The organism is Candidatus Melainabacteria bacterium (assembly GCA_003963305.1).
Classification (GTDB): Bacteria; Cyanobacteriota; Vampirovibrionia; order Obscuribacterales; family Obscuribacteraceae; genus PALSA-1081.
In genome coordinates this window covers 1-26,063 of the sequence record RXJR01000038.1, presented here as the reverse complement: position 1 = coordinate 26,063, position 26,063 = coordinate 1, and the positions used below count along the sequence as shown (strand labels likewise).

Here is a 26,063-nt window from a genome sequence, read left to right as displayed (position 1 = left end):
AGCTAATAATTGATGCTGCTCGACGCGGTCGTTTTCTTACCCTTGCTCTTCTTGGGCATGGCGATTCTGCCATAGACCGAACTTTTCTCGACGCGATTGCCGCTTCCTGATATGCGTGCGAAGTCGTCGCCGCCGTATGTCTGTCCATAAGTCGCCACACGCGGTGGTGCCGGTGCGACTGGTTGTGGTGGTGCCGGCAGGAGTTCGCCGCTGACATTGCGATTGGCGAGACTGGCATTGGTTCTATTTTGTGTCAGGGTGGCGCTGACATCGCGATTCGCCAGTTGCCCGTTCACCTGGTTGTTTCGTAAGGTGGCGCTGACATCACGATTACCGAGTCTGGCGCTGACATCACGATTAGCCAGTCTGGCGCTGACGTCAGGAGCTCTCAGATTAGCGGCGACATTTGTTTGCGGTGGTCGGGTCAGATTGAATGGAATGTGATTGGGGCGCTGATAAACGGATTTCGACCGCGGCACGATCTGAGTCACAGTAACGTTTGGATGCAGCTGTGCCGGACCCGAGCGGCGGTGGAAGCGATCGGGTCCCGAGTTTGCCCGCACCGTCTTCAACCCTTGCACGTTGGCATAAATCGGATTCCAGTGCCAGTGCCCGAGATTTGGGTTGTTCTTGACCAGATGATGCTGCCAGTTGTTTATCTGCACTGAGCCGGTCGTCACTCGCACTACCGCTTTTCGCTCAGCTGCTTCGGCGCTCAAGCAAAAGATCGGCAAGCACGCGAGTGCCGCGATTACTTTGTTTATAGATGGCGGGGCGACCAAGTCCAATGTCAAGACCTCTGATTGTTGTATACCGAAATTCCCTGGCAAATGCAAGTTAAACCACGATTGCCGCTGCCATATGAAGATTTCTCACTGATGTGTGTTTATCAAAACCATCTCCATCTGCACTTGTCCGATAATTTAGGGCTTCACAGGGCTTGTCGTTCGAGCAATTGCGGCTGGGCGCCGAATCCGTGGATTTTTCGGATGTGCAAGTCATTGAAGCACGTACTTGTTTCGGAGGTGTTATGTCGAATCAAAAGCCGCAAAAAATTGCTTATCTGGGTCTGGGCATCATGGGCTCTTCTATGGCGCTCAATTTCCGTAAGCACGGATTCGACGTAGTCGGTTGGAATCGTACTCTGGCTCGTCCCGGCGTTCAGGCGGTGAAGGACGCTGGTATTCAAGTCGCTGAGTCTGTACAAGCTGCCGTCTCCAATGCTGGTTACATTTTCTCCTGCCTGGGCGATGTGCCTGATGTTGAGCAAGTGCTGCTCGGCGATGTCAAAAAGTATGCGCCCGCCAATGCGATTGTTGTTGATATGACGACCATTGGAAAGGCGGCGGCGGTAAAACTCTACGATGGATTGGGCTCAGCCGGTTTGCGATTTCTTGATGCTCCGGTCACAGGTGGAGATGTCGGAGCCAGAGAGGGGACTTTGACAATCCTGGCAGGCGGTGAAAAGGCTGTCTTTGATGAAACTCTGCCGCTCTTCCAGGCTATCGGTAAAAACATCATCTACTGCGGAGCTTCGGGCAGCGGTCAGGCTATGAAGCTGTGCAATCAGGTTTTGTGTGCGATCAATATGATTGCTGTCAGTGAGACATTTTCTCTAGCTGATCAGATGCATATCGATAAGAAGTTGCTTCTGGATTCTCTTGGTAACGGTGCTGGAGCATCATGGGCATTGACGAATCTCGGTGCGCGCATAACGAACGGCGATTTTAAGCCGGGTTTCACCCTCGAACATATGCTCAAAGATCTGCGTCTGATCGATGAAAACGTCGAGGACTGCAATCTTCCAGGGGTGGAGCTGGCTCGAAACCTGTTTGAACAGGCCGGTCGGCTGGATAGCGAGCAGGGATTTCGTCAGGGCACCCAGGCTATGTTCAGAGCTTATGAATCGATGAAGCCTTAGATCGGCTCGGTAAATAGAATTTATGTTGCTGCCGGCCTGGGTCTTTGCTGCGGTTGCAAATCGATTGGCAACTCTGAAAGCTGCCAATCTGGGCTTTTTGCTGAGGTTTAAGGCTTGTTTGGGATTTTTTACGAACCGATCTTATAACTTGAAACCGGCACCAGAAGCGGGATAGGATCATGGCTGATAGCTTACCGCTCAGGATATTACATATGCCTCAAACACAAGCAATTGTTGACACTTCAGTTTTGGACGAAGTCGTACACTGGATCAAAAGTCTGACCGCAGTAGGTGTTTCACCTGACACTGCAGCGACAATCACAAGCCAATTCTTTCTCGCTGCTTGCGAAATGATCGCAGAAGACGGCGATGAAGAAGATGATTTGGACGAAGATTTCGAAGAATAGATCGATTCGACTCTAAGTCTTTTGGAGGCCTGCGAGAGCAGGCCTTTTTCTTTTTCGGCACTAAATATGGTGGCGTCTAATTAACAGTCTCTCTCGTCGAACTGATCGATCATAGTTGTTCGTTGAGAAGCTAATGTGCCGTCATGTTTCGTTATCTGAAGCCATGACAGTCAGGACTTAAATGCTGAGGTATCATAGGCACGAGCTGGCAGCAATTATTTTCGAGGCAAGACAGCGGTGCGCCATCTAATAATAGTTTCACTGATTGTTGGACTGTGCTTTTCGCTGTGCGCTTGTACCAGAAGAGTGAAACGAGATGCTCGGCAGCTGACCGCACTCGTCTCAATCGAGGGCTCAGACACAATGACTGCACTGGTCCGTACCTGGGCCAGTAACTTCATGCAGAAGGAGCCGAATGTACCTATCTCCGTCAACTCGGGCGATTCCGGTTCAGGCATCGAAGCGCTTCTGAACCGCACCACTGATCTGGCTGCTGCCTCGCGAGATCTAAACTCGGCCGAGTCGATTGAGCTGCACAAAAAGTCTGTAAAACTGAAGAAAGTTACAGTTGCCAGAGACTCTGTCGCTATTGTCGTCAACTCTGCTAATCCTGTTTCGGCCCTCACTCTAGCTCAAGTGAAAGAGATTTTTGCCGGTTCCATCAAAGATTGGAGCGCGGTCGGCGGAGCAAAAATTCCTATTCAGGTATTTACACGGGAAGAAAAATCAGGCACATACAATTTCGTCAAAAGTCATCTTTTGCAGAGTATTGATTATGCTAAAGGCTCACAAACAGTGCTTTCTGGCAGTGATTTGTTGGCGGCGGTGGAGAAGAATAAAGCAGCGATTGGCTATGTCGGTATGGGAACGGCGGCAGAAGCCGGAGACAAAGTCAAAATACTGGGACTGAAATTGTCTGCCGATTCCGCTCCCGTGAAGCCGACGGAACTATCAACCATCGATAATTATCCACTCAGTCGCCCGCTCATATTCTTTATGGATGAAGATCCCAAGCCATCTGTGCGCAAGTTTGTCGATTACTGTCTCAGCTCGGAAGCGCAAAAGCAGGTGCGTGCCGCCGGTTATGCGCCTGTCGATCGATATTAGTTAAGCAAAGTCGATTAAATCGAGCCGAATGGTCCTAAATTTTTTCTCTTTTCCGTCAGGCATGTATAGAGGCAGGAGAACAGCCATGAACGGAAGAATTACGTCCGAGCTCCGCAAAGTCGATGAGACTGAAAGTTCCGCTCAATCTGCTGTCGAAGCAGACTCCGATTCCCGGGATATTAAGCGCACCGGCGAAATCTGCCGCAACGGTGTCTGTGCTATTACTTGGAAGCCCGTCAAACCCGCAGCCGCTTAACCTTATTTTGATTTTGACAAGCTCTTTGGGATATAACTGTCTCGGTAGCGGCGCGAGATTAGCCTTTCGATGGATTTCCTGGAAGCACTGAAGGAAAAGGTCCTCATATTCGATGGAGCCATGGGCACATCGATTCATAAGTATGACCTTTCCATCGATGACTATCTCGGCTATGAAAATTGTCCCGAAATCCTGGTCGAAAGCCAACCTCATGTGTTGAAAGAGATCCACGCTTCCTTTCTGGAAGTCGGCTGTGATGTTGTCGAAACCGACTCGTTTGGCGGCTCGCCGATAGTATTGGCTGAATTCGGATTGGCTGAACGGGCTTACGAGCTAAATAAAAAGGCCGCCGAACTGGCTCGAGATGTCGCGCACAGTTATTCGCAGAACGGGCAGAAACGTTTTGTTTCCGGTTCTATAGGACCGACTACTAAACTGCCTTCACTCGGTCACATTTCCTTCGCCGAGATGAAAGATGCATATTACGTGCAAGTGGCCGGGCTTGTAGATGGTGGCGTAGATGCGCTGCAGTTTGAGACCGGGCAAGATCTTTTGCAGGCTAAAGCAGCTATTGTTGCCATTCTCGACTATTTGAAGAAAGTCGGTAAACGCGTACCAATTATCACTCAAGTCACCATTGAGGCACCACCTCTGGGCACGATGCTCGTAGGCTCTGATATTTCCTGTGCCCTGACCACTCTCAATGCTTTTCCAATTGATGTGATTGGTTTGAACTGCGCTACCGGTCCTCGCGAGATGCTCGATCCTGTCAGCTATCTCTGTCACAACAGTCCTAAGTACGTCTCCGTTTTGCCCAACGCCGGTTTGCCTGAAAATGTGAACGGCGAAACAGTCTACAAGCTGACGCCGCAGGAACTGGCTGATTCGCTCAATCACTTCGCTCGAGATCTCGGCGTGAACATCATCGGTGGTTGCTGCGGTACTACGCCTGAGCATCTGAAGCGCGTTTGCGAGGTCGTGGGCAATATCAAGCCCAAGCAGCGTCTGATTGATTTCACTCCTTCCGTATCGAGCATCTACACATCCGTTGCAATGCATGTCGACCCGGCGCCGCTGATTGTCGGTGAGCGCACCAACACAAACGGCAGTCGTAAGTTCAAACAGCTTTTGCAGAAGGAAGATTGGGACTCTATGGTCGCCATGGCGCGCGACCAGGAGCGAGAGGGAGCGCATGTTTTAGACGTTTGCACAGCCTATGTCGGACGCGATGAAGTGCGCGACATGAATACGCTCATCAAGCGGCTGAACACAGAGATGCAGATTCCGCTGGTCATCGATACCACCGAGTTCAATGTGCTCGAGGATTCGTTGCAGCTGGTTGCCGGTAAGCCGATTGTTAATTCTATAAATTTGGAAGACGGCGAAGAAAAAATGCTTCGCAAAATCGAGCTGATCACCAGGTATGGCGCTGCCGCCGTGGCTTTGACCATCGATGAAGTGGGCATGGCTCGGCCCGCTGAAAAGAAACTGGAAATTGCCAGACGCATTTACGATATCGCCACCGCGGCTGGTATCGCTCCTTCGGACTTGATCTTCGACGCTCTCACATTCACGCTCTCAACCGGCAACGAAGATGACCGCAAGCTTGGTCTCGAGACACTTAAAGGCATCAAGCTGATTAAGGAGAATCTGCCGGGTGTGCACACTATTCTTGGTGTGAGCAACATCTCTTTTGGATTCGACCCGGCGATTCGGCAAATTCTCAACTCTGTCTTCTTGCACTATGCTGTTGAGTACGGGCTGGATATGGCTATCGTCAATGCCCAGAAAATTTTGCCTCTGTACAAAATCAATGAAGAGGAACGTGAATATCACCGCAAGCTGATTTTTGACGAGCGCAGCGATGATTATGACCCTCTTTTCAAATTGCTTGAGTTCTACAAGGAACGCGGCGGTAAATCGTCTGCCGCTGAAGTAGAGAGCGGCCCCGCTGAAATCGAAGATGTGCTCAAGAAGCGCGTCATAGACGGTAATAGGGTCAATCTCGAGAAAGACTTGAAAATTGCGATGGAGAAGTATGCTCCCCTTGCCATAATCAATGACATCCTCCTGGAAGGTATGAAGGTTGTCGGCGAATTGTTCGGCTCGGGCAAAATGCAATTGCCCTTCGTTTTGCAATCAGCCGAAACAATGAAGGCGGCAGTGGCATTTCTTGAACCATACATGGACCGTGTGGAAGGCTCATCGCTGGCGACGATGGTACTGGCTACTGTCAAAGGCGATGTGCACGATATCGGCAAAAATCTTGTCGATATCATTCTCACTAATAACGGCTACAAAGTGATCAATCTCGGTATCAAGCAGCCCATCGAAAACATCATCTCTGCCGCCGTTGAGCACAAAGCAGATTGTATCGGGATGAGTGGTTTGCTCGTCAAATCGACTGTGATAATGAAAGAGAATCTCGACATTCTCAATCAGCGCGATATCGGCATACCTGTCATTCTGGGCGGCGCTGCTCTGACTCGCCGGTATGTAGAAGAGGACTGCCGTCGCGTGTACAACGGTAAGTTGTTCTATGCCGGTGATGCATTCGATGATTTGCGCATTATGGAAGCAATCGCCAAGAATCGTGACCTGACGCCGTTCATGTCAGCGCCAGGTGAGCGCCCGGTCGTCCAGGTCGTCGAGCCGAAGAACGGCAACGGCGGAGACCCAGTTTCCAACAACGGTCAGAAGAAGCCGGAGCGTTCTGATGTGACGCGCAATGTGGAAATTGCAGTGCCACCGTTTTGGGGCTCGAAGATAATTGAAGACGTGCCGCTGAGCGAAGTATTCGACCACGTCAACGAGAATGTGCTGATTCGTGGACAGTTCAGAGTCAGGCAGGGTCAGATGCCGGAGGCTGAGTACAAGGCTATGGTCGCCGACAAGGTCATGCCTGCTCTCATTGAACTGAAAAGTAGATGCATCAAAGAAAAGCTGCTTGCGCCTAAAGCTATTTATGGCTATTTCCCCTGTCAATCTTCCGGTGACGATTTGATCGTCTATCGCGAAGACCGAAAGACTGAGTGGGTTCGGTTCAGATTCCCAAGGCAAGACCACGGCAGATATCTGTGTATTTCAGACTTTTTCAGTGCCGTCGATGAGAAGAGAATGGATGTATTGCCGCTTCAAGTAGTCACCATGGGTGATGTTGCCAGTGAATACGCTCAGGAGTTGTTCAAGGAAGGTAAGTACACTGAGTATCTATATTTCCATGGTTTGTCTGTCGAATCGGCTGAAGGTCTGGCTGAGGTGATACATAAGCGCATTCGGGCTGAACTTGGCTTCGCAGCAGAAGATGCTGCCGAGCGGCAGAAAATGTTCCAGCAGGGTTATCGCGGCACCAGATATAGTTTTGGTTATCCAGCTTGCCCGAACCTGGAAGATCAAAAACAGCTCTTTGAACTGCTGCAACCCGAACGCATCGGCATGTCACTTTCAGAAGAGTTTATGCTCGTTCCTGAGCAGAGCACCTCGGCAATAGTTGTGCCGCATCCTGAAGCTAAGTATTTCAACATCTCGCGCACGCCTGTTGGTGCCGTACAGGAAGACTGAGCCGAAGCGTCGCTCAACTGTTTGTTTCAGGATCGACCTTATTCGCTCAGCTCTCGTCGAACGAAAACTGAGTTCAGTTTCGGTACCAGAGCAGGCTCTTTTCCTGATTTGAGTTTTAGATGCGAGAGCAGTTGCTGAAACTTCTCTCGACCGACCTGGGCTTCGCTTACGATTAATGGTGATGACGAATATTTTGCATCACTGTCAATGCCAGCATATTCGTTGACCATCAATTCACCATTGTCAGACAATAGTATTTTAGCCACTTTAACGAAGTAGATTTGCTGATCGTTGAATGTTCCATGCAACACCAATTTGTCCTCATGCAACTCGATATACGGCTTTCGAAGCAGGTCTACCACAATCAATGCCACCAGACTGACGAGCACAAGTCCACAGATTATCGCCAGGCAAATGCACGCTATGCCTGCCGCGGTGAAGCCTCCACGACTGAGTTCACTATTGACATAGGAAATTGGTCCGAACACAAGGACAGTCAGTACTATTAAAGTGAGCACTATTCTGGGGCTGTGATTTGCTAAGTAAAAACGCTGCGACATCACTGATCCTCGCCCGCTTAGCTGGTGGCTACGTTGCTATACCCCGTTTTTGAAGGGCTTAGTCTCCTCAGCTGGCTGAGCAATTTGCAATTAAGGCCAGGTCGCCGTGCGGATATGATGGTCGTAACTGGCGCCGAGCACTCGATTCAGCACGCTGTGAGCCTGATACGCAACATAAGCGTCTTCGTCATCTTTCATCGCTTCCAAAATTTCGATCGGGCAATTATAATTGTCGGTCACTTTCGTTTTCACCAGTGATTCTGGATCTTTTGAAAGTTGCCACAATATTTCAGCGGGCGCATTGGCATTTTCAGCGACTGCACCGCGTACACGAGGATCGGCATGCCTGGCCAATTCTTCCAGCCTGCGCACCGGTGTGTTTGTTTTGCGGGCAATCACTTGCAGGAAGGCAATTGTCTCTTCTGTCGTTGCGATTTTTGCTTCCTTGATCTGGTGAGCCACTTCTTTTTCCTTTTGTGATTCCAGCAATGCAGCCTCTTTGGTTTGCTGAGCGGCTCGCTGATTCTCGCGGATCTGGGAAACCGTGTTTTGTGCGCGCCAGGCGATGAGCGGGTTTCTGTCCTTGATGAGCAGATTGAGAGCATCCATTGAGCTGAGTGGGTTTTCTGCAATGGAATGGCGAATTCCTGCTTCGTGGTCTTTGGCCAGAACGGTGATCGTATCGCCAGGCGTGCTCGGGTTTTTCGCAACGGCAGCGCGAATGTGCGGGTTTGTGTGCGAGGCCAACCACTTGAGTGTTGCTGCCGGAGTCTCCGGCTTCTGGGCAATAAGTTTGAGGGCGTTGTCTGACAGATTCTTATATGGTTGCAGTGCTGTGGAGCTGTCTGTAGGTCCGGATGCTGCAGAGCCGGTCGAATCAGCTTTGGCTGCTTTTGATCTGGGTGTGGGCACCATTTTTGGTGCAGGCGATGGCTGAGGATTGATCTTTTCAGGGCTTGCCTGACTCGAGTTGTGAATCGACTGATTGATCGAGAGTTGCTCGGAATCATCCGTCCGATTTGCACTCTCACTTTCCGTTATAGATGAAGGAGGCGCCTTGCCATCCGATAAGTAGAATGGATCCTCCAGCTCGTCTTCTTGTAAAAGCAAGGTTTCGGTGAAGTAGGGCAGCAAGTCCTCCTCGTAGTCTTCCTCGTACTCTGTGGTCGTGCCGGTCGACTGATCGGGCAAGACAAACAATGAGTTGTATGAGCAACAGTCCCACTTGTCGGCAAGCGCTGTATCTCGATGCTCTTCGTCGGTGAAACCGGCAAGCGAACGCGAGATCTGACTGCGGTTAATTGCCTCACGTCGAGTGATTTCTCGCAAGGCTGCTTCTGAGATCTGCTGTCTGGCTACCGGTTGGCGTTGCTCATGGGCGTGCGACGCTACTTTCTTTGAGATCTGGTCGAGCGAATGATTTATAAGGTCGACTTTATTGTTGAAGTCGGCTTTAGAGAGCGAGTCGGCTTTAGCATGCGAGCCGGCTTTGGTGTGCGAATCGGCTTTCGTGTGCGAATCGAGTTTAGCGTGTGAGTCCGCTTTAGTATGCAGGTTGGAAATCCGAATCTCTTCCGACCGCTTAGCTGGCGCTCGACCGGGATCGATGTCGTAAGCAAAGGGGCTTTTGGGAACCGATAAATTGTCGTTTGAGGTGGTTTTTCTGCGGTTGTTCGCCCAGTTGTTCAGGCCAGTCGTTTCAATGCCGCGTGTCAGCCCTTGCTCGGTGGCCAGGTCGACTTCGCATAGCTCGATTTCGTGCATTTGCACGTGTACGGCATCAGCAGGCGGTTCAGCCGAGGGGTAGCGCTCACTTAAATGCTGCAATCGGGTTTGCAGATCCTCTACGGGTTCAGGCGCGGCAAGCGGTTGTTCTGGCTTCCAGAACTTACGCAGAATTCGAAGTAAGCGTTTCTTGAACATGGGACGCCGACTATCCTTGGTTGATCGATAGACCAGCTTCGCTTTCCGTTTGGCTTGCGACCAAGCGGGGCAAAGACTGGCTCAAAAACCCGTCTATTAGTGGAAACCTTCCAGAGAACCCAACTACTCCAAATGTACTGGAACGGCGGCTATGCGTGGTATACCGGAGTATATATATTCATGCTGGTTTTCAAATACACGAATCCGCGTATGTTCCAGCCTGTCGGCTTTTCAGCGATCGCAATTTTCGTTCTATATTTATATGCAGCTTTGTGCAGGCCGATTTCGACTACTTTGTGAGCATCGCTTTTGCTTCGATCAACGCCTTCTCTTCTTCCGGGCTGACAGCCGGATATTTTAGTTTCAGATCTTTCAGCGTCTTTTGTATGACGTGCGCGACAAACAATCTAGTCAGCGGTTTGTAATCGGCGGGCACGATGTACCAGGGGGCATGCTTCGTGCTTGTATTCTCTATGCACTGTTCGTAAGCCTCCTGGTAGTCATCCCACCGTGCTCTTTCGAAAGCATCCTGCGCTGAGAACTTCCAATTTTTCTCTTTCAGTTCGATTCGTTCCAGAAATCTTTTTCTTTGTTGCTCTTTTGAGACGTGCAAAAAGAATTTGATTACGCAGATGCTGTTGTTGACGAGATATTTTTCGTATGAACTGATTTCTTCGTAGCGCCGTTTGTATATATTCTTGTCGCGTAATTCCGGAGGCAAATTCTGCTTGATCAGAATTTCCGGATGTACTTTCGTAATCAAGACTTCTTCATAATAGGAACGATTGAAAATACCGATAAAACCACGTTGTGGTGCAGCTTTGGCACAGCGCCAGAGATAGTCGTGATTCAGTTCTTCCGCCGAAGGAGCTTTGAAGCTGTGCACCTGGCATCCTTGTGGATTGACACCACTCATGACGTGCTTGATGGTGCTATCTTTTCCGGCTGCATCCATCGCCTGAATGACTACGAGAAGCCCATGGGAGCGGGCAGCATAAAGTTTGTCTTGCTCTTCAGCAAGCAGCACCTTGCCTGCTTCCAGCGCTGCCGTCAGTTCTTCCTTCGAGGTGTCTTCAAATTTGACTTCAGTTGCAAAGTCTTTCTTGAGCGAAATCTTCTTGCCGCCCTGGGCGATGAATTTTTCGATGATCGCGTCAAGATCTTTGGTTTGTAGTTTCATGCGCTGGCTCCAAAAGTGGTGCGAAGAATGTAACACGCAGGTTGTCTGTAAAATCCCTGCAAGATAGACAAAAAAGTGCAGAGTTGCCGATATAAATAGCATTTTTCGGGCAAGATATTATCAGGAGAGGTTAGGCAGCGCCGACTGAAGCGCTTTTATCCTCGATTGTTTTCGTGTGCGTTTAGATCCCATCCCTTTGGCTACCAGCCAGAGAGTTTTTTCGTGAGCTTTTGTGATGTTGAAAGTAGCTGCTCTAAGAACTGCGTTATCAGCCCTGATCGTTTTGACTCTCGCTTCTCCTGGGTTGGCTAAATGCAGAGCGGTTACAGAAACAGTAAAGATCGATGCCAGTCCTGAGTCCGTTTTTCAGGCGTTGCAGGGGTATCGCAACTCGAGCGCTTATCGACGCAAGCTCGTCTCCTATGACGGCAAGAGCGCCGTTGTCGAAGAGCAGCTGGAGGGAGTACCCGTACTTGGCAATGTTCATTGCACCTGGGTCGAGAAGGAAGTGCCCTATCAGCGTATCGACTATACGATGATGAAGTCCGACAAGTTCGTTTCGGGGTCCGGCAGCTACGTGATCGTGCCGAACGGAGCAGATTCTGTCACCCTCGAGTTGAGTACTCAAGTCGACAGTGGGGTGAAGATTCCATTTGCCAATGAAATTGGTGCTGCTGCTGCACATAAGGATATGAAAGCGCGTTTGCAATCTATCAAGCGTTTGTCTGAGACAGCTAGAATCGCCCAGAAATCATAGTTCCGGAAGCTCAGCAATGGTATTTTCAAGCAGTAATTTCGACTGCAGTATATTTTTCCCGTACAAAGTTATATAGAAAAACCAATACCTGTTTTTTTGAAACGAGTAAAAATAGAAATGTGCATTCAGCGTTTTTGCTTGTGCACACAAAAGATGCTCCCTTTTACCATAGAGCCCAATTTCCTCTGACGCGGGAATCAGCTCATGCGTTCGGTCCGACAACTGCATTGATTTGAAGCTCCGGTGATTCACAAGAAGCACCGAATGCTTCAGACTGAGGTGTTCTTTGAACATTTGCAGTCTATACTATGCTGCGGTCTTCTTTTTCTGGTTTGCCTGGAACAATGGTGCGATATGAAATGTGACACGATTCCTGATCTCGAGAAGTTCTTGAAGATTCAAGAGCAAGCTCTGGGAGAATCATCTGCTGAAGTAGCTACCACTGCTTCTAAGCTTGCCCAGCTATATGCTGGTGCAGAGCGCTTTGATGAAGCTGAGCGCCTGTTGAAACGAGCTCTCAATATCCGACTGAACCTGGTTGGATTTCACCACGATGACGTGGAGAAAACTCGAGAGAGTCTGGAACAGCTCAAGCAGTTGCGACTGGGCGGCAAGCCTGTGCAAACAGTCAAATCCACAGTTCCTTCAGGAATGTCCAGTTCACACGCAACTGCAAAAAGCGCAGTCCCGCCCGTTTCGGCGGCAGCCGCACAACCTCCTCAAAAATCACTTCGTCCCGGCACGTCTGGTACTAGATTTGGTGCTATACCGGAAATGTCGAGTCCACGTCCAACCTTCTCGAATACTAAAACCATCGAAGACGCTATCAAAGAAACTGAGCTGGAACTCGAACTTTTGAAGCAGATGGTCGGTGCCGAGCACACTTCAGTTGCTGATCTCTTGACCAGGCTTGCTGATTTGTATTGCCGCTTGCGAATGTATTCAAAAATGGAACCTGTGCTTGTCGATGCGCTAAAAATCAGAGAGTCCGCTTGCGGTTCTAATCATCCAAGCGTCTCGACAGAACTGAAAAATTTAGCTCGTTTGTACCTTGTGCAAGAACGCTTTGCTCTTGCTGAGCCACTTTTAAAGAGAGCCCTGGCGATTAGAGAGAAGGCGTACGGGCGAATGCATCCTCGCGTTGCCGACATCGAGGAGCAGTACGCTTTGCTCTTGCGCAAGACTAATCGCGCCTATCTGGCTGAGACGCTCGACCAGCATGTAAATGCAATTCGAGCGCAGCATGTAGGTGATGCCGGAAATTCTCGCAATACGAGTCTTTCTAACGGACCCGGCAACCGGTAATTTTGCTCTGAGCCTGAGCTAAAGCGGAAAGTACGCGCCGACAATCAAGTCGGCGCGCTGCTTTATGGTTAGCCATAATCACAGTACGTGATCAGGCGGGAGCAGCGCTTTTCGATTTGGATTTTGCTTTCAGGCGGCGCACCAGCGTCGCCATCTCTTCATAGCGGCCAAATGAGGGCACCAGATAAGTGCCCTGGCACAGAGACTTGACCTCATCCAGCAACTTTTCCGCCAGTTCTAAACCGACTTGTGAACCTTCGTCGCCAGCTTTCTCCATGGCATCTCTGATCTCTTGTGGGATGCTTATGCCTGGAACTTCGTTATGCAGGTATTCAGCGTGTTTGAAACTGTGCAGGGGCATGATACCTACCAGTATTGGAATCGGCAGCGGCCCGAATTGATCGAGGAAATCTGTTAAATCGGTGACTTGATAGATCGGTTGAGTCATGATGAAATGCGCACCCGCATCTATTTTCTTTCTCAAGCGCTCCAGCTCTTGCTGCCGATTCTCGTGAGTCGGGTTCAGTGCACAGGCGATCGACAGAGTCGTAGGAGAGCCGATTGAATTGCCTGCAATGTCCTGACCCTGATTGAGTTGCGAGATGATTTTGATCAGCCCGACTGAATCGACGTCATACACAGCTGTAGCATGCACATAGTTGCCGAGGGCGGGCGGGTCACCGGTCAGAGCGATTACATTTTTGATGCCTAAAGCCTGACAGCCAAGCAAGTCAGCCTGGATTCCCATCAAGTTTCTGTCGCGTGTCGTGAAGTGGATGATTGTATCGATGCCGACTTTCTGGCTGATTAGCTGGCATGTCGCTAGCGACGACATACGAACTCTAGCCATCGGGCTGTCACCAACATTGATGGCATCTGCGCCTGCCTCATAAATAAGCTGCGCCGCTTGCAATAGTTTTTTCGAGACGGCGCCTTTAGGCGGGTCTAGCTCGACACTGATATAAAAGTCGCCGTTGTCTTTTTCTTTCGCTTCTTTCAGGCGCATCGCCAGATCAGGCAGTTCGCCTTTGGCTTTGCCTTCTTTACCATCTTTGAGATTATTTGAATGCGAAGAGTCTGACTTGCCAGATTTAGCAATAATCGACACGGCAGGTGGTACTTCCACTGCCGGAAGATCTGTAAGAGTGGCAGAGCTGGCTTGTTTCGATGATTGAATGTAACGGTCGAGCGCTGCACGCATCGCTTTAATGTGTTCGGGCGTAGTGCCGCAGCATCCGCCAATCAGGCGAGCGCCGCTGCGGACCATCGGCTCTACATAAGATGCGCAGTAGTTCGGTCTGCTCATAAAGGTATAGCGACCACCGCTCAAGCTGGGCTGCCCGGCGTTGGGCAAGCAGGAGAAGGTGATCTTGTCTTCGCCGTAGCCTTTTGCTCTTACTGCTGCCGACAAACGAATCAAGCTGTCGAATACGGGACCCGGGCCAGCACCGCAATTGATACCAAAGACGTCCGGCAGGTCATCGCCCAATTCCAGAAGCAGTCGAACTGCATCTTCGGGTGTGACGCCGAGGAAAGTATGCCCTTCCACCGAGAAACTCAGTTGTGCCACCACCGGCAGTTGTGAAACTTTCCTGGCCATGCGAACGGCAATGGCGGTTTCTTCCAGTGAGGACATCGTTTCAATCATGAACAGGTCGACGCCACCTGCCAGCAAAGCTTCCATTTGCTCTTGATAGGCATTAGCAATTTCTTCTTCTGTTACATCGCCAAGCGGGCTGAGCAACTTACCCGTAGGTCCTACCGAGCCTGCTACGAAAACCGGCTGCCCTGCGACTTCACGGGCGTTGCGAGCTACTTTGGCAGCCCATACGTTAAGCTTCCAGACTTGCTCCTCCAGACCGAAGTTGGCCAGTCGCAATCTGTTTCCTGAAAATGAATTAGTTTCTATGACGTCGGCGCCGGCATTTATATAGTCGATGTGCGCCTGCTGCACGAGATCTTGTCTGGTCAGATTGAGATGCTCGAAGCTTGCTTCTGTTGAAGCTCCTCTTGAGTACAAGAGTGTTCCGGTGGCGCCGTCAACAAGCAGTGGTCGCTCTTTGAGCGCTTGTAAGAAAGGGTGAGTCATACCTGTTCCTTTATCTTCGCCTCATCCCAATTGAGACTAGCAGCCAATTTTAACATGCCAGTTGCGTCGATTTACCCGCTGGTGCGGCGCGGAGCAACGGATCCGAGACCCTACGTGCTTTTCATGCCAGTTCGATTATCGTTACGTTTCCAAACTGCGCCGACAGTAAACTAGCCGTGAGGCCTGCTAAAATCAGTCGAGCAGCACTGAAGCTGGCAGTCCCCGGTGGTCGCCAGATTTTGAGCGGGCTACAGGTGTCATTAATAAGAGACAGTTCATTCCGCCGTGACAACAGACGTAACCTTAATCCGCAATTTCTCAATCATCGCTCACATCGATCACGGTAAATCTACGCTTGCCGACCGTCTGTTGGAGAATACAGCAACGATCGCCAAGCGGTTAATGCAAGAACAAGTGCTCGACACGATGGACATCGAGCGTGAGCGCGGTATCACAATCAAAGCGCAGCCTGCTCGTATGGAATACCCTGCCAAGGATGGCAAGGTCTATATTCTCAATCTTATCGATACGCCTGGTCACGTCGACTTCGGTTACGAGGTTTCACGCAGTCTTGCGGCCTGTGAAGGCGCACTCCTGGTTGTGGATTCGACTCAGGGCGTCGAAGCGCAGACTCTCGCGAATGTGCATCTGGCAGTTGAGAATAATCTCGAGATCGTGCCTGTAATCAACAAAATCGATCTGCCCAGCGCAGAGCCCGAGAGAATTCGGCAGGAAATCGAGGAAGTTATAGGTCTCGACGCCAGTCATGCTGTTTTGTCCAGCGCCAAAAACAACATTGGTATAGAAGATGTGCTCGAAGCCATCGTTCACTTCATTCCACCGCCTGCAAATACAGTCAATGAGCCACTGAGAGCGCTGATTTTCGACAGTTATTTTGAAAGCTATAGAGGTATCATCGTTTACTTCCGTGTCAAAGACGGCGAAATTCGAGTCGGCGACCGCATCAAATTCATGGCTAACCAGAAGTCTTTCGAGGTTATCGAGCTAGGCATTTTGCGTCCGCAACAAGTGCGTGTCGACCGGCTTGGACCTGGCGAAGTCGGTTACTTAGCTGCGTCGATTAAGGACGTCTCGACCCTGGTCGGTGACACCATAACTCACCATGAGCGACCGGCGGCGGAGCCTTTGCCAGGTTATCGCCCTGCCAAACCGATGGTGTATGCAGGTATCTATCCAGTTAATAACGATCAATATCCGGAGCTCCGTGATGCTCTGGAAAAATTGAAATTGAATGATGCTTCCTTGTTTTTCGAGCCTGAAACTTCCGATGCTCTGGGATTTGGCTTTCGATGCGGATTCCTGGGCTTATTGCACATGGAGATTATTCAGGAACGTCTGGAGCGTGAGTACAATCTCAATCTAATCACGACTGCACCATCCGTGGTGTACCGTGTGACGAAGACGGACGGCACCGTGATCATGGTTGAGAACCCAGCCAAGCTGCCAGATCCAAACTATCGTGAAAAAATCGAAGAGCCGTTTGTCGCCGCCAGCATTCTTGTTCCCAACGAGTTCGTCGGACCTTTGATGGAACTGGCTCAGGGTCGACGGGGCGTGTTTGTCGACATGAAATACGTCGACACGCGCAGAGCCATGCTTCACTATCACTTGCCATTGGCTGAAATCATCACTGACTTCTTCGACCAGTTGAAATCACGTTCGAAAGGATATGCCAGTCTCGACTACCATTTCCACGAATATCGTGAATCGCGTCTTGTTAAGCTCGATATCCTTATCGGTGGCGAGCCTTGTGACGCTCTTTCTGCAATCGTTCACTATGAGCGTGCTCAATCTGCCGGCAGGCAGTTAGCTGAAAAGTTGCGGAAGTTGATACCACGACAGATGTTCGAAGTGCCTATTCAAGCGGCTATCGGCGGCAAGATCGTAGCGCGCGAGACGATTTCTGCCCAGCGCAAAAATGTCCTTTCAAAATGTTATGGCGGTGACATCAGTCGTAAACGCAAGCTTCTGGAAAAGCAAAAAGAAGGAAAGAAGCGCATGAAGTCGGTTGGTAAAGTCGACATTCCACAAGAAGCGTTCATGGCTCTGTTGAAGCTTGAAGATTGATCTGGTTGGTGCGCAGAGACCCAGGTGGAGCGTAATTGAGCGACGATGATTTTGTATTGAGAAGCGCCGGCGGAGATAATCCGGAAGATGAACGCGAAGCAGCTCAAGCTCAGCGGAAGCTCTTAGTAAGCGCCTGGAAGGCTCGGGACGAGCTGTACAAGCAGTTGTTCGGTGACTTTTCATACGTCACTCCTGAAAGTTATGCGCCTCCGAAATTAGAGCTCAAGAAACCTAAGAAGAAAAAATCCAGCAAATACAACAGCACCGATACTGGTGACCCGGGAGATCCTGAAGCAGAGGAGCACCATCTGGCGGTGCTCGCTTATGGACCGGACCCGCTCCGCCCTTACTGGACTTACGTGACCGCAGGTCTTTCTACGCCCTGGATTCAGCAGCAGCCCGAGGAAGTTTCCGCTTTTGGTTGTGAGCTGATGATCAAATCGCCTGTTGATGCTAAATGGCCGGCCCAGATTTTGAGAAGTATGGCGTTTTACATCTTCAATCATGCCGGCACGATCAGCCCCGGCGTGCGCATCGCCTTGAACGCACCGATAGCCGTCAATACAGAGTCTAAGCTCCGCAATGTCTGCATGTGGTACGCCGATGAAGCACCGGATTGTTGGTATCAACTTCCCTCAGGTGGGTTTGGTTTATTTTGTGCAATTGGTATCACCGATGATGAATTGAAATATGCAGACTCCGTAGAAGAGTATGGCACCTGGTGCATTCAGGAAGTGCTCAGGCAAACCGGTCACGGACAGGTTTCGGACCCCGAGCGCAAGTCAGTGATGGAACGAGCCAACATAGATACTGTGCTGGATAACGTCAAACAATTTGCAGACAACTTTCGCGCCGGTGGATTCTGAGTAAGCGTCCTCTGGTCAGGCTCTGGCTTTGTCTCAGGCGTGGGCGATGGCTCCGTTATTGGCTCCGGCTCTCGTCTTGGCTTTGGCTCAGGCGCTGGCTTTCGCCTTCAAAATGTCGTCAAATACGATATCCATAAAATTGTCGATGGATTCCGGATCTCGCAATACCTTTGCTCGCATAACCGCACCAGACCAGGCAGATTGAAAAATCTCAGCCAGTGAATCAGCAGAGCGCAGGCTGCTTATCTCACCTGTGCCCTGACCTTCTGCAATGCATTCTGCAAATCGATCGCGCCATCTGCGCATTACTGTGCTCAATTCATGGCGCAAGATCTCGCTTTGATCAGACATTTCCTGACTGAGGTTTCCAATCAAGCAGCCTCTTTTGCATTCCTGCGCATTCAATTTTGAGCGATACGTTTGGCAGTAGAAACGCAGTCTTTCCAGGGGCGAGCGGCTGGAGTCACCTAGAATCGCGCTTAGAGCAGCCGTCTGAAAATGGTCGTAATAGCGAATGATTTCAACTGCAAAGTTTTCTTTGCTTTCGAAGTGGTGATAGAAAGAACCTTTTGGAATAGACAGAGCGCTGAGAATCTCTTGAATGCCGGTGTTGGTGTAGCCCTTCACGAGCATAATATCCAAACCTTTTTCAATCAGGGCCGTGCGGGTTTCCTGCTTAGAACCGACTTTCGTAGTCATCATGAGGCCTCGGGCGATCTTCCCGCTATGCTAACAGATTGCAACCGCAAGCGATTCCGCAACGGCGCTCCTGTGATCTGACTGTCACAAAATCAGAGTTTGGCTGTTGCCGGCTGCGGTTTGGTGGTGACTGAAGTCTTTGCAGTTGGTGTCCAGTAGTGTTCGCGATATTTGCGGTAGTAGTCGAATGTCTGAGCCAGACCTGTTTTCAAATCTGTGGTTGGCTTCCAACCTGTGAATTTCGCTATCTTGCTTACATCTGAATAGAAATCGCCTGGCTCTTGAGCTTTTCTTTCAGCTGAGAACTCAGCAAACTCCCATGAACCCTGCTGCCCTACCTCGACAATTGTCTTCACCAGTTCAAGGAAGCTGACTGGAATATCTGAGCCGACATTGAAAATTTCGCCAAAGGCACTTTCTGTAATGGCCGCACGCAAGATTGCATCAACGCAGTCATCCACATAGCAGAAATCGCGCAAGATACTGCCGTCGCCGAAGACTTGAATTGGAGATTCATCCATAGCCAAACGTACAAACCAGTTACAGACGCCGAAGCGCGAGTGTTTCATTTGTGAGCGCGGTCCGTAGATGTTGCTCAGACGCAGTAAAACAGAACGAATGCCGTGTACATCGTGATAAACGTGAATGATTTTTTCTGCAGTCAAATTCGAGATTTCGTAGATGCCTTTTGGATTTGTCGGTGCTTCTTCGTTCACAGGCAGTGACACAGATGGACCGTACTGACCGCGAGTGCCTGTATAGACGACGATGGCATCGGGATTGTTTTTTCGGCAAGCTTCCATGACCACAGCCGTGCCGGTGATATTCATGTCGATATCTGGAAACGGATTGGAGAGGCTCATGAGGTGGCAGACTTGCCCGGCCAGATGGAAAATGTAGTCTTTGTTTTTGACCAGATATGAAACTGCAGAATCGTCTCTGATATCGCAATAGTTAACAGTGATGAGATCCTTCACCGGTGCAATGTTGAATTCATTGCCGCCGTAATCCGGGATCATTGCGTCTAGTACGGTTACTTTCGCCCCTGCTTCGGCCAGGCGGATGGCCAGGTTCGAGCCAATGAAGCCCATTCCACCTGTAATGAGAACCGATTTTCCGTTGAACGCTTGATTGATCATTGTCTAAATTAAATTGTGCTTACCTGGGGACGTCAAAAACATAGTCGCCTGGCTGATTCCCGACGAGAAGAAGCCAAATCTTACCATGGCTCTTGGCGTGCTATTGAGAAATCTAACGAGCTTGAAACCGAACTGGTTGGGCGCCTGCCTGGATGCTAAAGCGCTCTTAATCCGCAGTCAGCTCTTTTCTTCTAGTATGTTCTGGATTGTTAATGTAAAGGCGAGGTGCCAGTGAAAGTCCCTTTCGGTGATTTGAAGACCCACTATCAGGCGTACAGGCCCCAGATTGATAAGGCAGTTCAGCGCGTTCTGGAGAGTGGTCACTATATTCTCGGACCTGAGCTGGAGCGTTTTGAGAAAGACTTTGAAGAATTCTTAGGCAGCGGCTACGTGGCAGGCTGCGCGTCGGGTACTGAGGCGATTTATCTTGCGTTGGCCGCATGCGACGTGGGCCCTGGTGATGAGGTACTCGTAGTCGCCCACACTGCTGTACCAACGATATCCGCGATTTCGATGACAGGTGCAACGCCCGTGTTCGTTGATCTGGACCCAGCTTCCTATGTTATGGACGTCGCTGACGCTGAATCCAAGATAACCGCTAAAACGAAAGCGATTATTCCTGTGCATCTCTATGGTCAGGTCGTCGATATGGACGCCATCATGACGATTGCTGCCAAGCACAAGCTAGTCGTCGTCGAAGATGTGGCGCAGGCTACAGGTGCCACCTACAAAGGTAAGATCGCCGGCACAATAGGCGATTTTGGAGCTTTCAGCTTCTATCCCAGCAAAAATCTCGGTGCGTTCGGCGACGGCGGCGCTGTCTCGACGAAATCGCGCGAAAACTTCGATCGACTCGTCATGTTGCGAAATTACGGACAGTCGAAGCGCTACCATCACGACATAGTCGGTATCAACAGCCGTCTTGACGAGATGCAAGCTGCCATTCTTTCAGCACAAATACCATTTGTTCTGGAATGGAATGATCGTCGTCGTGAAATCGCAAAACGGTACACAGACGCCCTGAAAGACGTGGTTGTGACCCCTGCTGAAAACAGCGACAGCACACACGTATATCATTTGTACGTTATTCAGACGCCTCATCGAGACGACTTGCAATCTTATCTGCTGGATCGTGGCATCCAGTGTCTGATTCACTATCCGATTCCTGCACATACGCAGAAAGCCTACAGCTATTTAGGTTATAAACCTGGTGACCTTCCTGTTACCGAACGGTTGGCGAAGAGAATTCTGAGCTTGCCGATGTTCCCCGAACTGACCGACGAACAAATTGATGAAGTGATCAAGGGCATTCGTGATTTTTGCGCTCAACCCTCAACTGCTGCCGCTGGCGTTCAGTTAGAGCGAGCCACACAAGCGAGATAGTGGAACGGTTCCGACCGCGCTGCTAGCAGAGACAAACGGAAAAAACCATGGCAAGATCTGCTTTGCTCAAATATTCATCTTCGGTTGCCCGGCTGCTTACTTCGGTATCACTGGTGATACCTGCATACAACGATGAAACTACGATTGGGCGCCTGATTGAAGATTCCGACGCTTTACTGCGCGAGGTCTGTCGCGATTACGAAATTATTGTCATCAACGACGGCAGTACAGATAACACACAGGCTATTGTCGACGGTGCTGCCAGCAGAAACCGTCGTATAAAAGTGCTTAATCATAAAGTCAATAAAGGCTTCGGAGCGACTATTCGAGAGCTATATCTCTCCGGCAGCAAAGATCTGATCTTTTCCCTGCCCGGTGACTATCAGTACGCTCCTAAAGAGCTCCTTGCAATGGCCAAAGGGCTTGAGAAAAATGATTTTGTAATCGGTTTAAGAGTAAAAAGAAACGACCCGGCTCGTCGTAAATTCCAATCGCATATCTACAACACTCTCTTGCGCTTTCTCTACGGTCACCGTCATACTGATGTGAATTCAATAAAGCTGTTTCGTAGATCGATTTTGGACAAAGTCATTCTGAGATCACACACACCTTTTGTTGATGCTGAACTCTGCATTCGAGCGGAGCGGGCCGGCTTTAAGGTAGTTGAGATTCCGATAGACCATCTTCCACGATTATCGCAAGGCGCATCTGGAGGCAAGTTCTCCGTGATTTGGGAAACGTTCTCAGATCTCTTCAAAATGCGTTCGACGTTTTAGATTGAGGTGACACATGACTGCACAACCTACTGTTTCGGTTGTTATTCCTTACTTTGATCAGCCGGAGTTTTTGCGCGACGCTGTTGAAAGCGTGATCGCGCAGACTTACGCGAATGTCGAGATCATTGTTGTTGATGATTGTTCGCCCGGGGTGAGCGCCATTCAGTTGTTGCGAGGGCTTCGTCATCCGAAGTTGCTCGTTTTCAAATTGGAGTCGAGAAAGGGCAGTTCTGTTGCCCGTAATGCGGGTATCGTACGCTCGTCTGGTGAGTATATTTTGACCCTTGATGCGGCAGACCTCCTGGCGCCACAGTATGTGAGCGAGACAGTCAAGTATCTGCTCGACAGCAATGATGACGGAGTTTGCACCGCAATTCGCATTTTTGGCGGCGCCGATGCCATTGTTTATCCGGAACTCGAGATCCCTCAAATTCTCAGCCGCAGCACCGTATGTAATACCTTCATCTATAAGAGAAGCGTGTTTGATGCTGTAGAGGGTTATCGCGAAAATCTGGACAGCGACCAGGAGCGTCAATTCTTGTTGGATGCGCTGCAAAAGGGTTTCAACTTCAAGCAGATCAAGCAGCCGCTTTATTTCCGCAGAGAGAACTCCGCCAGCGCAGAACCTTCCGTTCTTGAAGATCGCTACTCGGCTCTGGTTCAGCGCAATCTCAATTTGTACAAACAGTATTTACCTCAGATTTTGTCATTGCAGAAAGTGCGTGTTCAAGAATTGGCTGTGGCTAGAGTGCGACTCAGCCGAGACTTGCAACGACTCTCTGCTGACGACGCACGTTTGAAACGTGGTCTTGCAAATGTGATGAGCTACTATCAAGACCTGGAGCATGATGCATTACGGACTGAAGTAACAGTGGGGCAACTATAATGGGCGAATTGCTAACCGAAGAAGGCTTGTTCACTCAAGCAGAACAGATGCTGCAGACCTACACCAACAAAGGACTGCTGGACGCTGAGGCGTTGGCTCATTTGATGAACTCGTTCGACCGACTTTACACCAAGCGTCATGAGGAATATGTGGCAATCAGTCTCAGCTACCATGAACTGAATGCGCAGTTCAGCAAGCGTGATGCCGAATTTCGCAAGCTCGTCGACAAGTATGAAAGGCTTCGTGTCGCCGGCGAGACAGTAGACCAGGGCGCCGTTGCGAAACTGATGTCCGCAATCGGACGATTCCTGCCAATCCGCTAGCCCCATCCTTGTCCTAATGGAGCGCCCGCGTCCCGCGGGCACCGTAGTCCTAATGGAGCGCCCGCGTCTCGCGGGCATCGTAGTCCTGATGGAGCGCCCGCGTCTCGCGGGCATCGTAGTCCTGATGGAGCGCCCGCGTCTCGCGGGCACCGCACTCCTAACCGACCGCGGGCATGCAATCCTTACAGTTGCGCGCACATTATTCGAACGGTTTCTTCGATGTCATCTTCCGAGTGTGCGGCAGAGACGCATGCTGCGTCTACTGATGATGGGGGCAGATACACCCCTTGTGATAACACTTTGTGAAAGAACTGAGCGAACGCCCTGGCGTCTATGCTCAGGTGATCTTGCCAATTTCTCACTGGTTTTGCTGCGAATATGATGCCGAACATCGAGCCGACCCGTTGCAACTGTATCGGTAGCGACTTCCTGTTTATGTGATTCTGTAATCCTTCGAAAAGTTGTGCCGTGCGTGATTCCAGGGTTTTATACACGAGAGGATCAGCCAGTAATTTTAAAGTTGCTATGCCACCGGCCATGGTGACAGGATTGCCCGAAAACGTACCAGCCTGGTAGACATCGCCATTTGGAAGCAACTGCTCCATTATCTCTGCGGAGCCGCCGTAGGCGCCAATGGGCATTCCGCCGCCCAGAGCTTTTCCAAGGCAGGTGAGATCCGGTTTGATTTCGTAAAGCGACTGCGCTCCGCCGCGGGCTACGCGCAGACCGGTTAGAACCTCATCGCAAATGAAGAGTATGCCTTCTTGCTTGCATAATCGATCAACTTTTTCGAGGAAGCCCGGGTTTGGGGGAATCACACCCATTGAGCCGCATACAGGTTCTACAACTAAGGCTGCGAGCTCACCGCGATGCTTTGCGAACACCTGCCGCACCGATTCAAAATCATTGAATGTAGCCAGCAGTGTTTCCTGTGCAGTTGATGACGGCACTCCAGCACTAGACTGGTGACCTTGAGAGCACAGAGTTGCGTCGCTATGTCCGTGATATCCGCCCTCGAACATGACGATTTTGTCTTTCTTTGTGAAGCCTCTGGCAAGGCGAACCGCACTCATTACCGCTTCGGTTCCGGAATTGACAAATCGGACTTTTTCGATTGATGGAATGGTATCGATGACCAGTTTCGCCATCTCCAGTTCTAATTCGTGTGGCGCACCAAATACGGCGCCATGTGCGATCGCCGACTGACAGGCCGCTACAACCTCTGGAACGCAGTGTCCGAGTATTGCCGGACCCCAGGCTCCCAGGTAATCGAAGTATGTGTTGCCGTCGATGTCGTAAAGTTTCGAACCCAGGGCTCGGTTGAAGAAAATGGTGTGCCCGCCCACTTCTTCGAACCCTCTGAAGGGACTGTCATTACCTCCAGGAATCACTGCTGCGATCTCTCGAGAGAATTCTTCAGACTTTGTGGTGAGCAGTGTTTTGTCGCTGTTTCTAGCGCTGGCAGTCATTATTACTTCTCTGTGTTTTGGGTTTGTTGGTTCGAATCAGAGTTGCTTGCGCCAGGCTTTTCAACCGTTGCGCTCGGCTCCTTTGACGCTTCAGTTTTGTCGTTCGATTTCTTCCAAATTTGCCACCAGTGTTTGCGGCCATCCTTGTCTGTGTCTTTGTCGCTTTCGGCGGGTTTAGGAGCGGCTGCTACTCGTATCACAGAAGTCGCGCCGAGCTTCACTTCCGCGTCGACGTGCTGTGCCCCTTTCTTGTCCAGATTGATGGACATGTGATATTTGCCTGGTTCGATCAAGAAGTGCGGCGTGTGGAACTCTTTCTCGCCTCCTTTCTGATCGAAAACCTGTATCGTGATTTCCTGGTAATCATCGGCTGGTTTGACATCGACCGTTCCGACGTAAAAATTCGCCGCCGCCCACACAAACGCTGTCCCTATCAATCCAAGTAAAGGTACGGCGGTAGACAAAAATGAAATCGTTTCTTTCGTCTTCGCTGCTTTTGACTTGCCGCTTGCTGTGTCGGTCGGCGTTGATTCTGTTTTGGATGGTTTGGTCACGGCAGTTATTACCCAGCTCAAGCCATTTTTGGCTGCCAGGGATCGTACTACAAACAGTGTCCTACTGCTCTATAACTGCGTCCACACGATACGAACCTTTGCGCAGACGCTGCACCTCCACATTTGCGGAGTTGTCATCGCCGCCGGAGGTGGTCAAATGCAGGTCGTTTCCTTTGGAAATCTTAATTACATCCGGAGTCTGATTGGTCAGGCGTACCTGAACTTGATTAGTGGTGCCTAACACTTTTACGGTCAGGGTGGTCTCTTGCTCCTTGTCGGCTTCCTTCTTGTCGGGACGGACCTCTGCGGTGACGAGATCGAAACGCCCCGGATTGCTTTTCGTTCCTCTCAAGTGGACTGTCGCGAAGTGGATACCTGGCGCTACTGTTGTAGGAACTGTTGCCTTCAACTGCACTGGAGAAGCGGCAGTTACTTTGCATTCGGTGGTCTCATCAATCATGACCTGATTGTGGTCTGCGATACCGTCAAAGTTATGGCCGTCGAGAACAACGGTTCCATTGCTTGATACCATATTCGATGCTCGTTCGATGCTTGGAGGTTCTTGTTGCGAGGAAGTGGACAACGGCTGCAGCACCTCTACTTGCACCGGTCGCGCTTGTGAATTGCCCACCATAGCCACTGAGAGAGAATTGCCAGGCACAGCATCCTCCGGCACCATAAATGTTACCTTCCCGGACGCATCAGTGGACAGTCTGACGCCGTTAAAACCAAGCTCTATGCCGCTTTCACCAGTACGGTTCGCGTCCAGTACCGATGCTGTGATGTGTTGACCAGCTATGGCTTTTTGCGGCAG

At 50.4% G+C, this 26,063-nt stretch carries 22 protein-coding genes; 12 read left to right on the top strand and 10 right to left on the bottom strand.

Translation table 11 applies throughout. The features are described from left to right. Positions 1–2: 2 nt before the first annotated feature. Positions 3–788: a hypothetical protein gene (locus EKK48_30825; protein RTL34713.1), complete on the bottom strand. Its 786-nt coding sequence runs from the start codon at positions 786–788 to the stop codon at positions 3–5. 242 nt (positions 789–1,030) lie between these two features. On the opposite strand from EKK48_30825, the gene EKK48_30820 reads away from it, so the two are divergent. From EKK48_30820 to metH, 4 genes are all read left to right on the top strand, one after another. Next, entirely contained in the window at positions 1,031–1,921 is an 891-nt protein-coding gene (locus tag EKK48_30820) for an NAD(P)-dependent oxidoreductase (protein RTL34712.1), read from the top strand. Between the two features lie 212 nt (positions 1,922–2,133). Further along, complete coding sequence (locus tag EKK48_30815) at positions 2,134–2,328, top strand: hypothetical protein (protein ID RTL34711.1); 195 nt, start codon at positions 2,134–2,136, stop codon at positions 2,326–2,328. A gap of 363 nt (positions 2,329–2,691) precedes the next feature. After that, positions 2,692–3,435, top strand: a complete 744-nt coding sequence (locus EKK48_30810) for a phosphate ABC transporter substrate-binding protein (protein ID RTL34710.1) — start codon at positions 2,692–2,694, stop codon at positions 3,433–3,435. 325 nt (positions 3,436–3,760) lie between these two features. Continuing rightward, the gene (gene metH / locus EKK48_30805; protein RTL34709.1) at positions 3,761–7,252 is read left to right on the top strand and encodes a methionine synthase; all 3,492 of its coding nucleotides are present in this window, start codon (positions 3,761–3,763) and stop codon (positions 7,250–7,252) included. Between the two features lie 38 nt (positions 7,253–7,290). Here metH and EKK48_30800 read toward each other — a convergent pair whose 3' ends face one another. The 3 genes from EKK48_30800 to EKK48_30790 form a co-directional block, all read right to left on the bottom strand. Then, positions 7,291–7,812, bottom strand: coding sequence for a hypothetical protein (locus EKK48_30800; protein ID RTL34708.1), 522 nt, complete (start codon positions 7,810–7,812; stop codon positions 7,291–7,293). Positions 7,813–7,902: 90 nt separating this feature from the next. Continuing rightward, positions 7,903–9,735: a hypothetical protein gene (locus EKK48_30795; GenBank protein RTL34707.1), complete on the bottom strand. Its 1,833-nt coding sequence runs from the start codon at positions 9,733–9,735 to the stop codon at positions 7,903–7,905. Between the two features lie 289 nt (positions 9,736–10,024). Beyond that, positions 10,025–10,915, bottom strand: a complete 891-nt coding sequence (locus tag EKK48_30790) for a polyphosphate kinase 2 family protein (protein ID RTL34706.1) — start codon at positions 10,913–10,915, stop codon at positions 10,025–10,027. A gap of 235 nt (positions 10,916–11,150) precedes the next feature. Here EKK48_30790 and EKK48_30785 point away from each other — a divergent pair, with 235 nt between their 5' ends. Next, positions 11,151–11,672, top strand: coding sequence for an SRPBCC family protein (locus tag EKK48_30785; protein ID RTL34705.1), 522 nt, complete (start codon positions 11,151–11,153; stop codon positions 11,670–11,672). 264 nt (positions 11,673–11,936) lie between these two features. Beyond that, positions 11,937–12,977, top strand: a complete 1,041-nt coding sequence (locus EKK48_30780; GenBank protein ID RTL34704.1) for a tetratricopeptide repeat protein — start codon at positions 11,937–11,939, stop codon at positions 12,975–12,977. Between the two features lie 91 nt (positions 12,978–13,068). On the opposite strand, the gene EKK48_30775 is transcribed toward EKK48_30780, so the two are convergent. Next, on the bottom strand, positions 13,069–15,066 hold the full coding sequence (locus EKK48_30775) for a bifunctional homocysteine S-methyltransferase/methylenetetrahydrofolate reductase (protein ID RTL34703.1): 1,998 nt from the start codon (positions 15,064–15,066) through the stop codon (positions 13,069–13,071). 285 nt (positions 15,067–15,351) lie between these two features. On the opposite strand from EKK48_30775, the gene EKK48_30770 reads away from it, so the two are divergent. Next, positions 15,352–17,154 (top strand): elongation factor 4, encoded by a 1,803-nt coding sequence (locus tag EKK48_30770; protein ID RTL34702.1) that lies wholly within the window; start codon positions 15,352–15,354, stop codon positions 17,152–17,154. Positions 17,155–17,189: 35 nt separating this feature from the next. Beyond that, the gene (locus tag EKK48_30765; protein RTL34701.1) at positions 17,190–18,020 is read left to right on the top strand and encodes a suppressor of fused domain protein; all 831 of its coding nucleotides are present in this window, start codon (positions 17,190–17,192) and stop codon (positions 18,018–18,020) included. Positions 18,021–18,107: 87 nt separating this feature from the next. On the opposite strand, the gene EKK48_30760 is transcribed toward EKK48_30765, so the two are convergent. Beyond that, complete coding sequence (locus tag EKK48_30760) at positions 18,108–18,722, bottom strand: TetR family transcriptional regulator (GenBank protein ID RTL34700.1); 615 nt, start codon at positions 18,720–18,722, stop codon at positions 18,108–18,110. A gap of 89 nt (positions 18,723–18,811) precedes the next feature. Next, a complete protein-coding gene (locus tag EKK48_30755) occupies positions 18,812–19,858 on the bottom strand; it encodes an NAD-dependent epimerase/dehydratase family protein (protein ID RTL34699.1) in 1,047 nt (348 codons plus the stop codon). A gap of 231 nt (positions 19,859–20,089) precedes the next feature. Between EKK48_30755 and EKK48_30750 the strand changes: the two genes are divergently transcribed. Genes EKK48_30750 through EKK48_30735 form a run of 4 tightly spaced genes read left to right on the top strand, consistent with a single transcriptional unit; the run spans position 20,090 to position 23,226 of the window. Further along, positions 20,090–21,241: a DegT/DnrJ/EryC1/StrS family aminotransferase gene (locus tag EKK48_30750; protein RTL34698.1), complete on the top strand. Its 1,152-nt coding sequence runs from the start codon at positions 20,090–20,092 to the stop codon at positions 21,239–21,241. A gap of 47 nt (positions 21,242–21,288) precedes the next feature. Next, positions 21,289–22,017 carry a glycosyltransferase family 2 protein gene (locus tag EKK48_30745; protein RTL34697.1) on the top strand — a complete coding sequence of 243 codons (729 nt, stop codon included), beginning with the start codon at positions 21,289–21,291 and terminating at the stop codon, positions 22,015–22,017. A gap of 13 nt (positions 22,018–22,030) precedes the next feature. Next, entirely contained in the window at positions 22,031–22,903 is an 873-nt protein-coding gene (locus EKK48_30740; GenBank protein RTL34696.1) for a glycosyltransferase, read from the top strand. Continuing rightward, the gene (locus tag EKK48_30735) at positions 22,903–23,226 is read left to right on the top strand and encodes a hypothetical protein (GenBank protein RTL34695.1); all 324 of its coding nucleotides are present in this window, start codon (positions 22,903–22,905) and stop codon (positions 23,224–23,226) included. Before EKK48_30740 ends, EKK48_30735 begins: the two co-directional genes overlap by 1 nt. A gap of 182 nt (positions 23,227–23,408) precedes the next feature. Here EKK48_30735 and EKK48_30730 read toward each other — a convergent pair whose 3' ends face one another. From EKK48_30730 to EKK48_30720, 3 genes are all read right to left on the bottom strand, one after another. After that, positions 23,409–24,695: a glutamate-1-semialdehyde 2,1-aminomutase gene (locus EKK48_30730; GenBank protein ID RTL34694.1), complete on the bottom strand. Its 1,287-nt coding sequence runs from the start codon at positions 24,693–24,695 to the stop codon at positions 23,409–23,411. A 2-nt stretch (positions 24,696–24,697) separates the two neighbouring features. After that, on the bottom strand, positions 24,698–25,249 hold the full coding sequence (locus EKK48_30725; GenBank protein RTL34693.1) for a hypothetical protein: 552 nt from the start codon (positions 25,247–25,249) through the stop codon (positions 24,698–24,700). A 61-nt stretch (positions 25,250–25,310) separates the two neighbouring features. After that, a partial coding sequence (locus EKK48_30720) for a hypothetical protein (protein ID RTL34692.1) occupies positions 25,311–26,063 on the bottom strand: 753 nt, incomplete at its 5' end.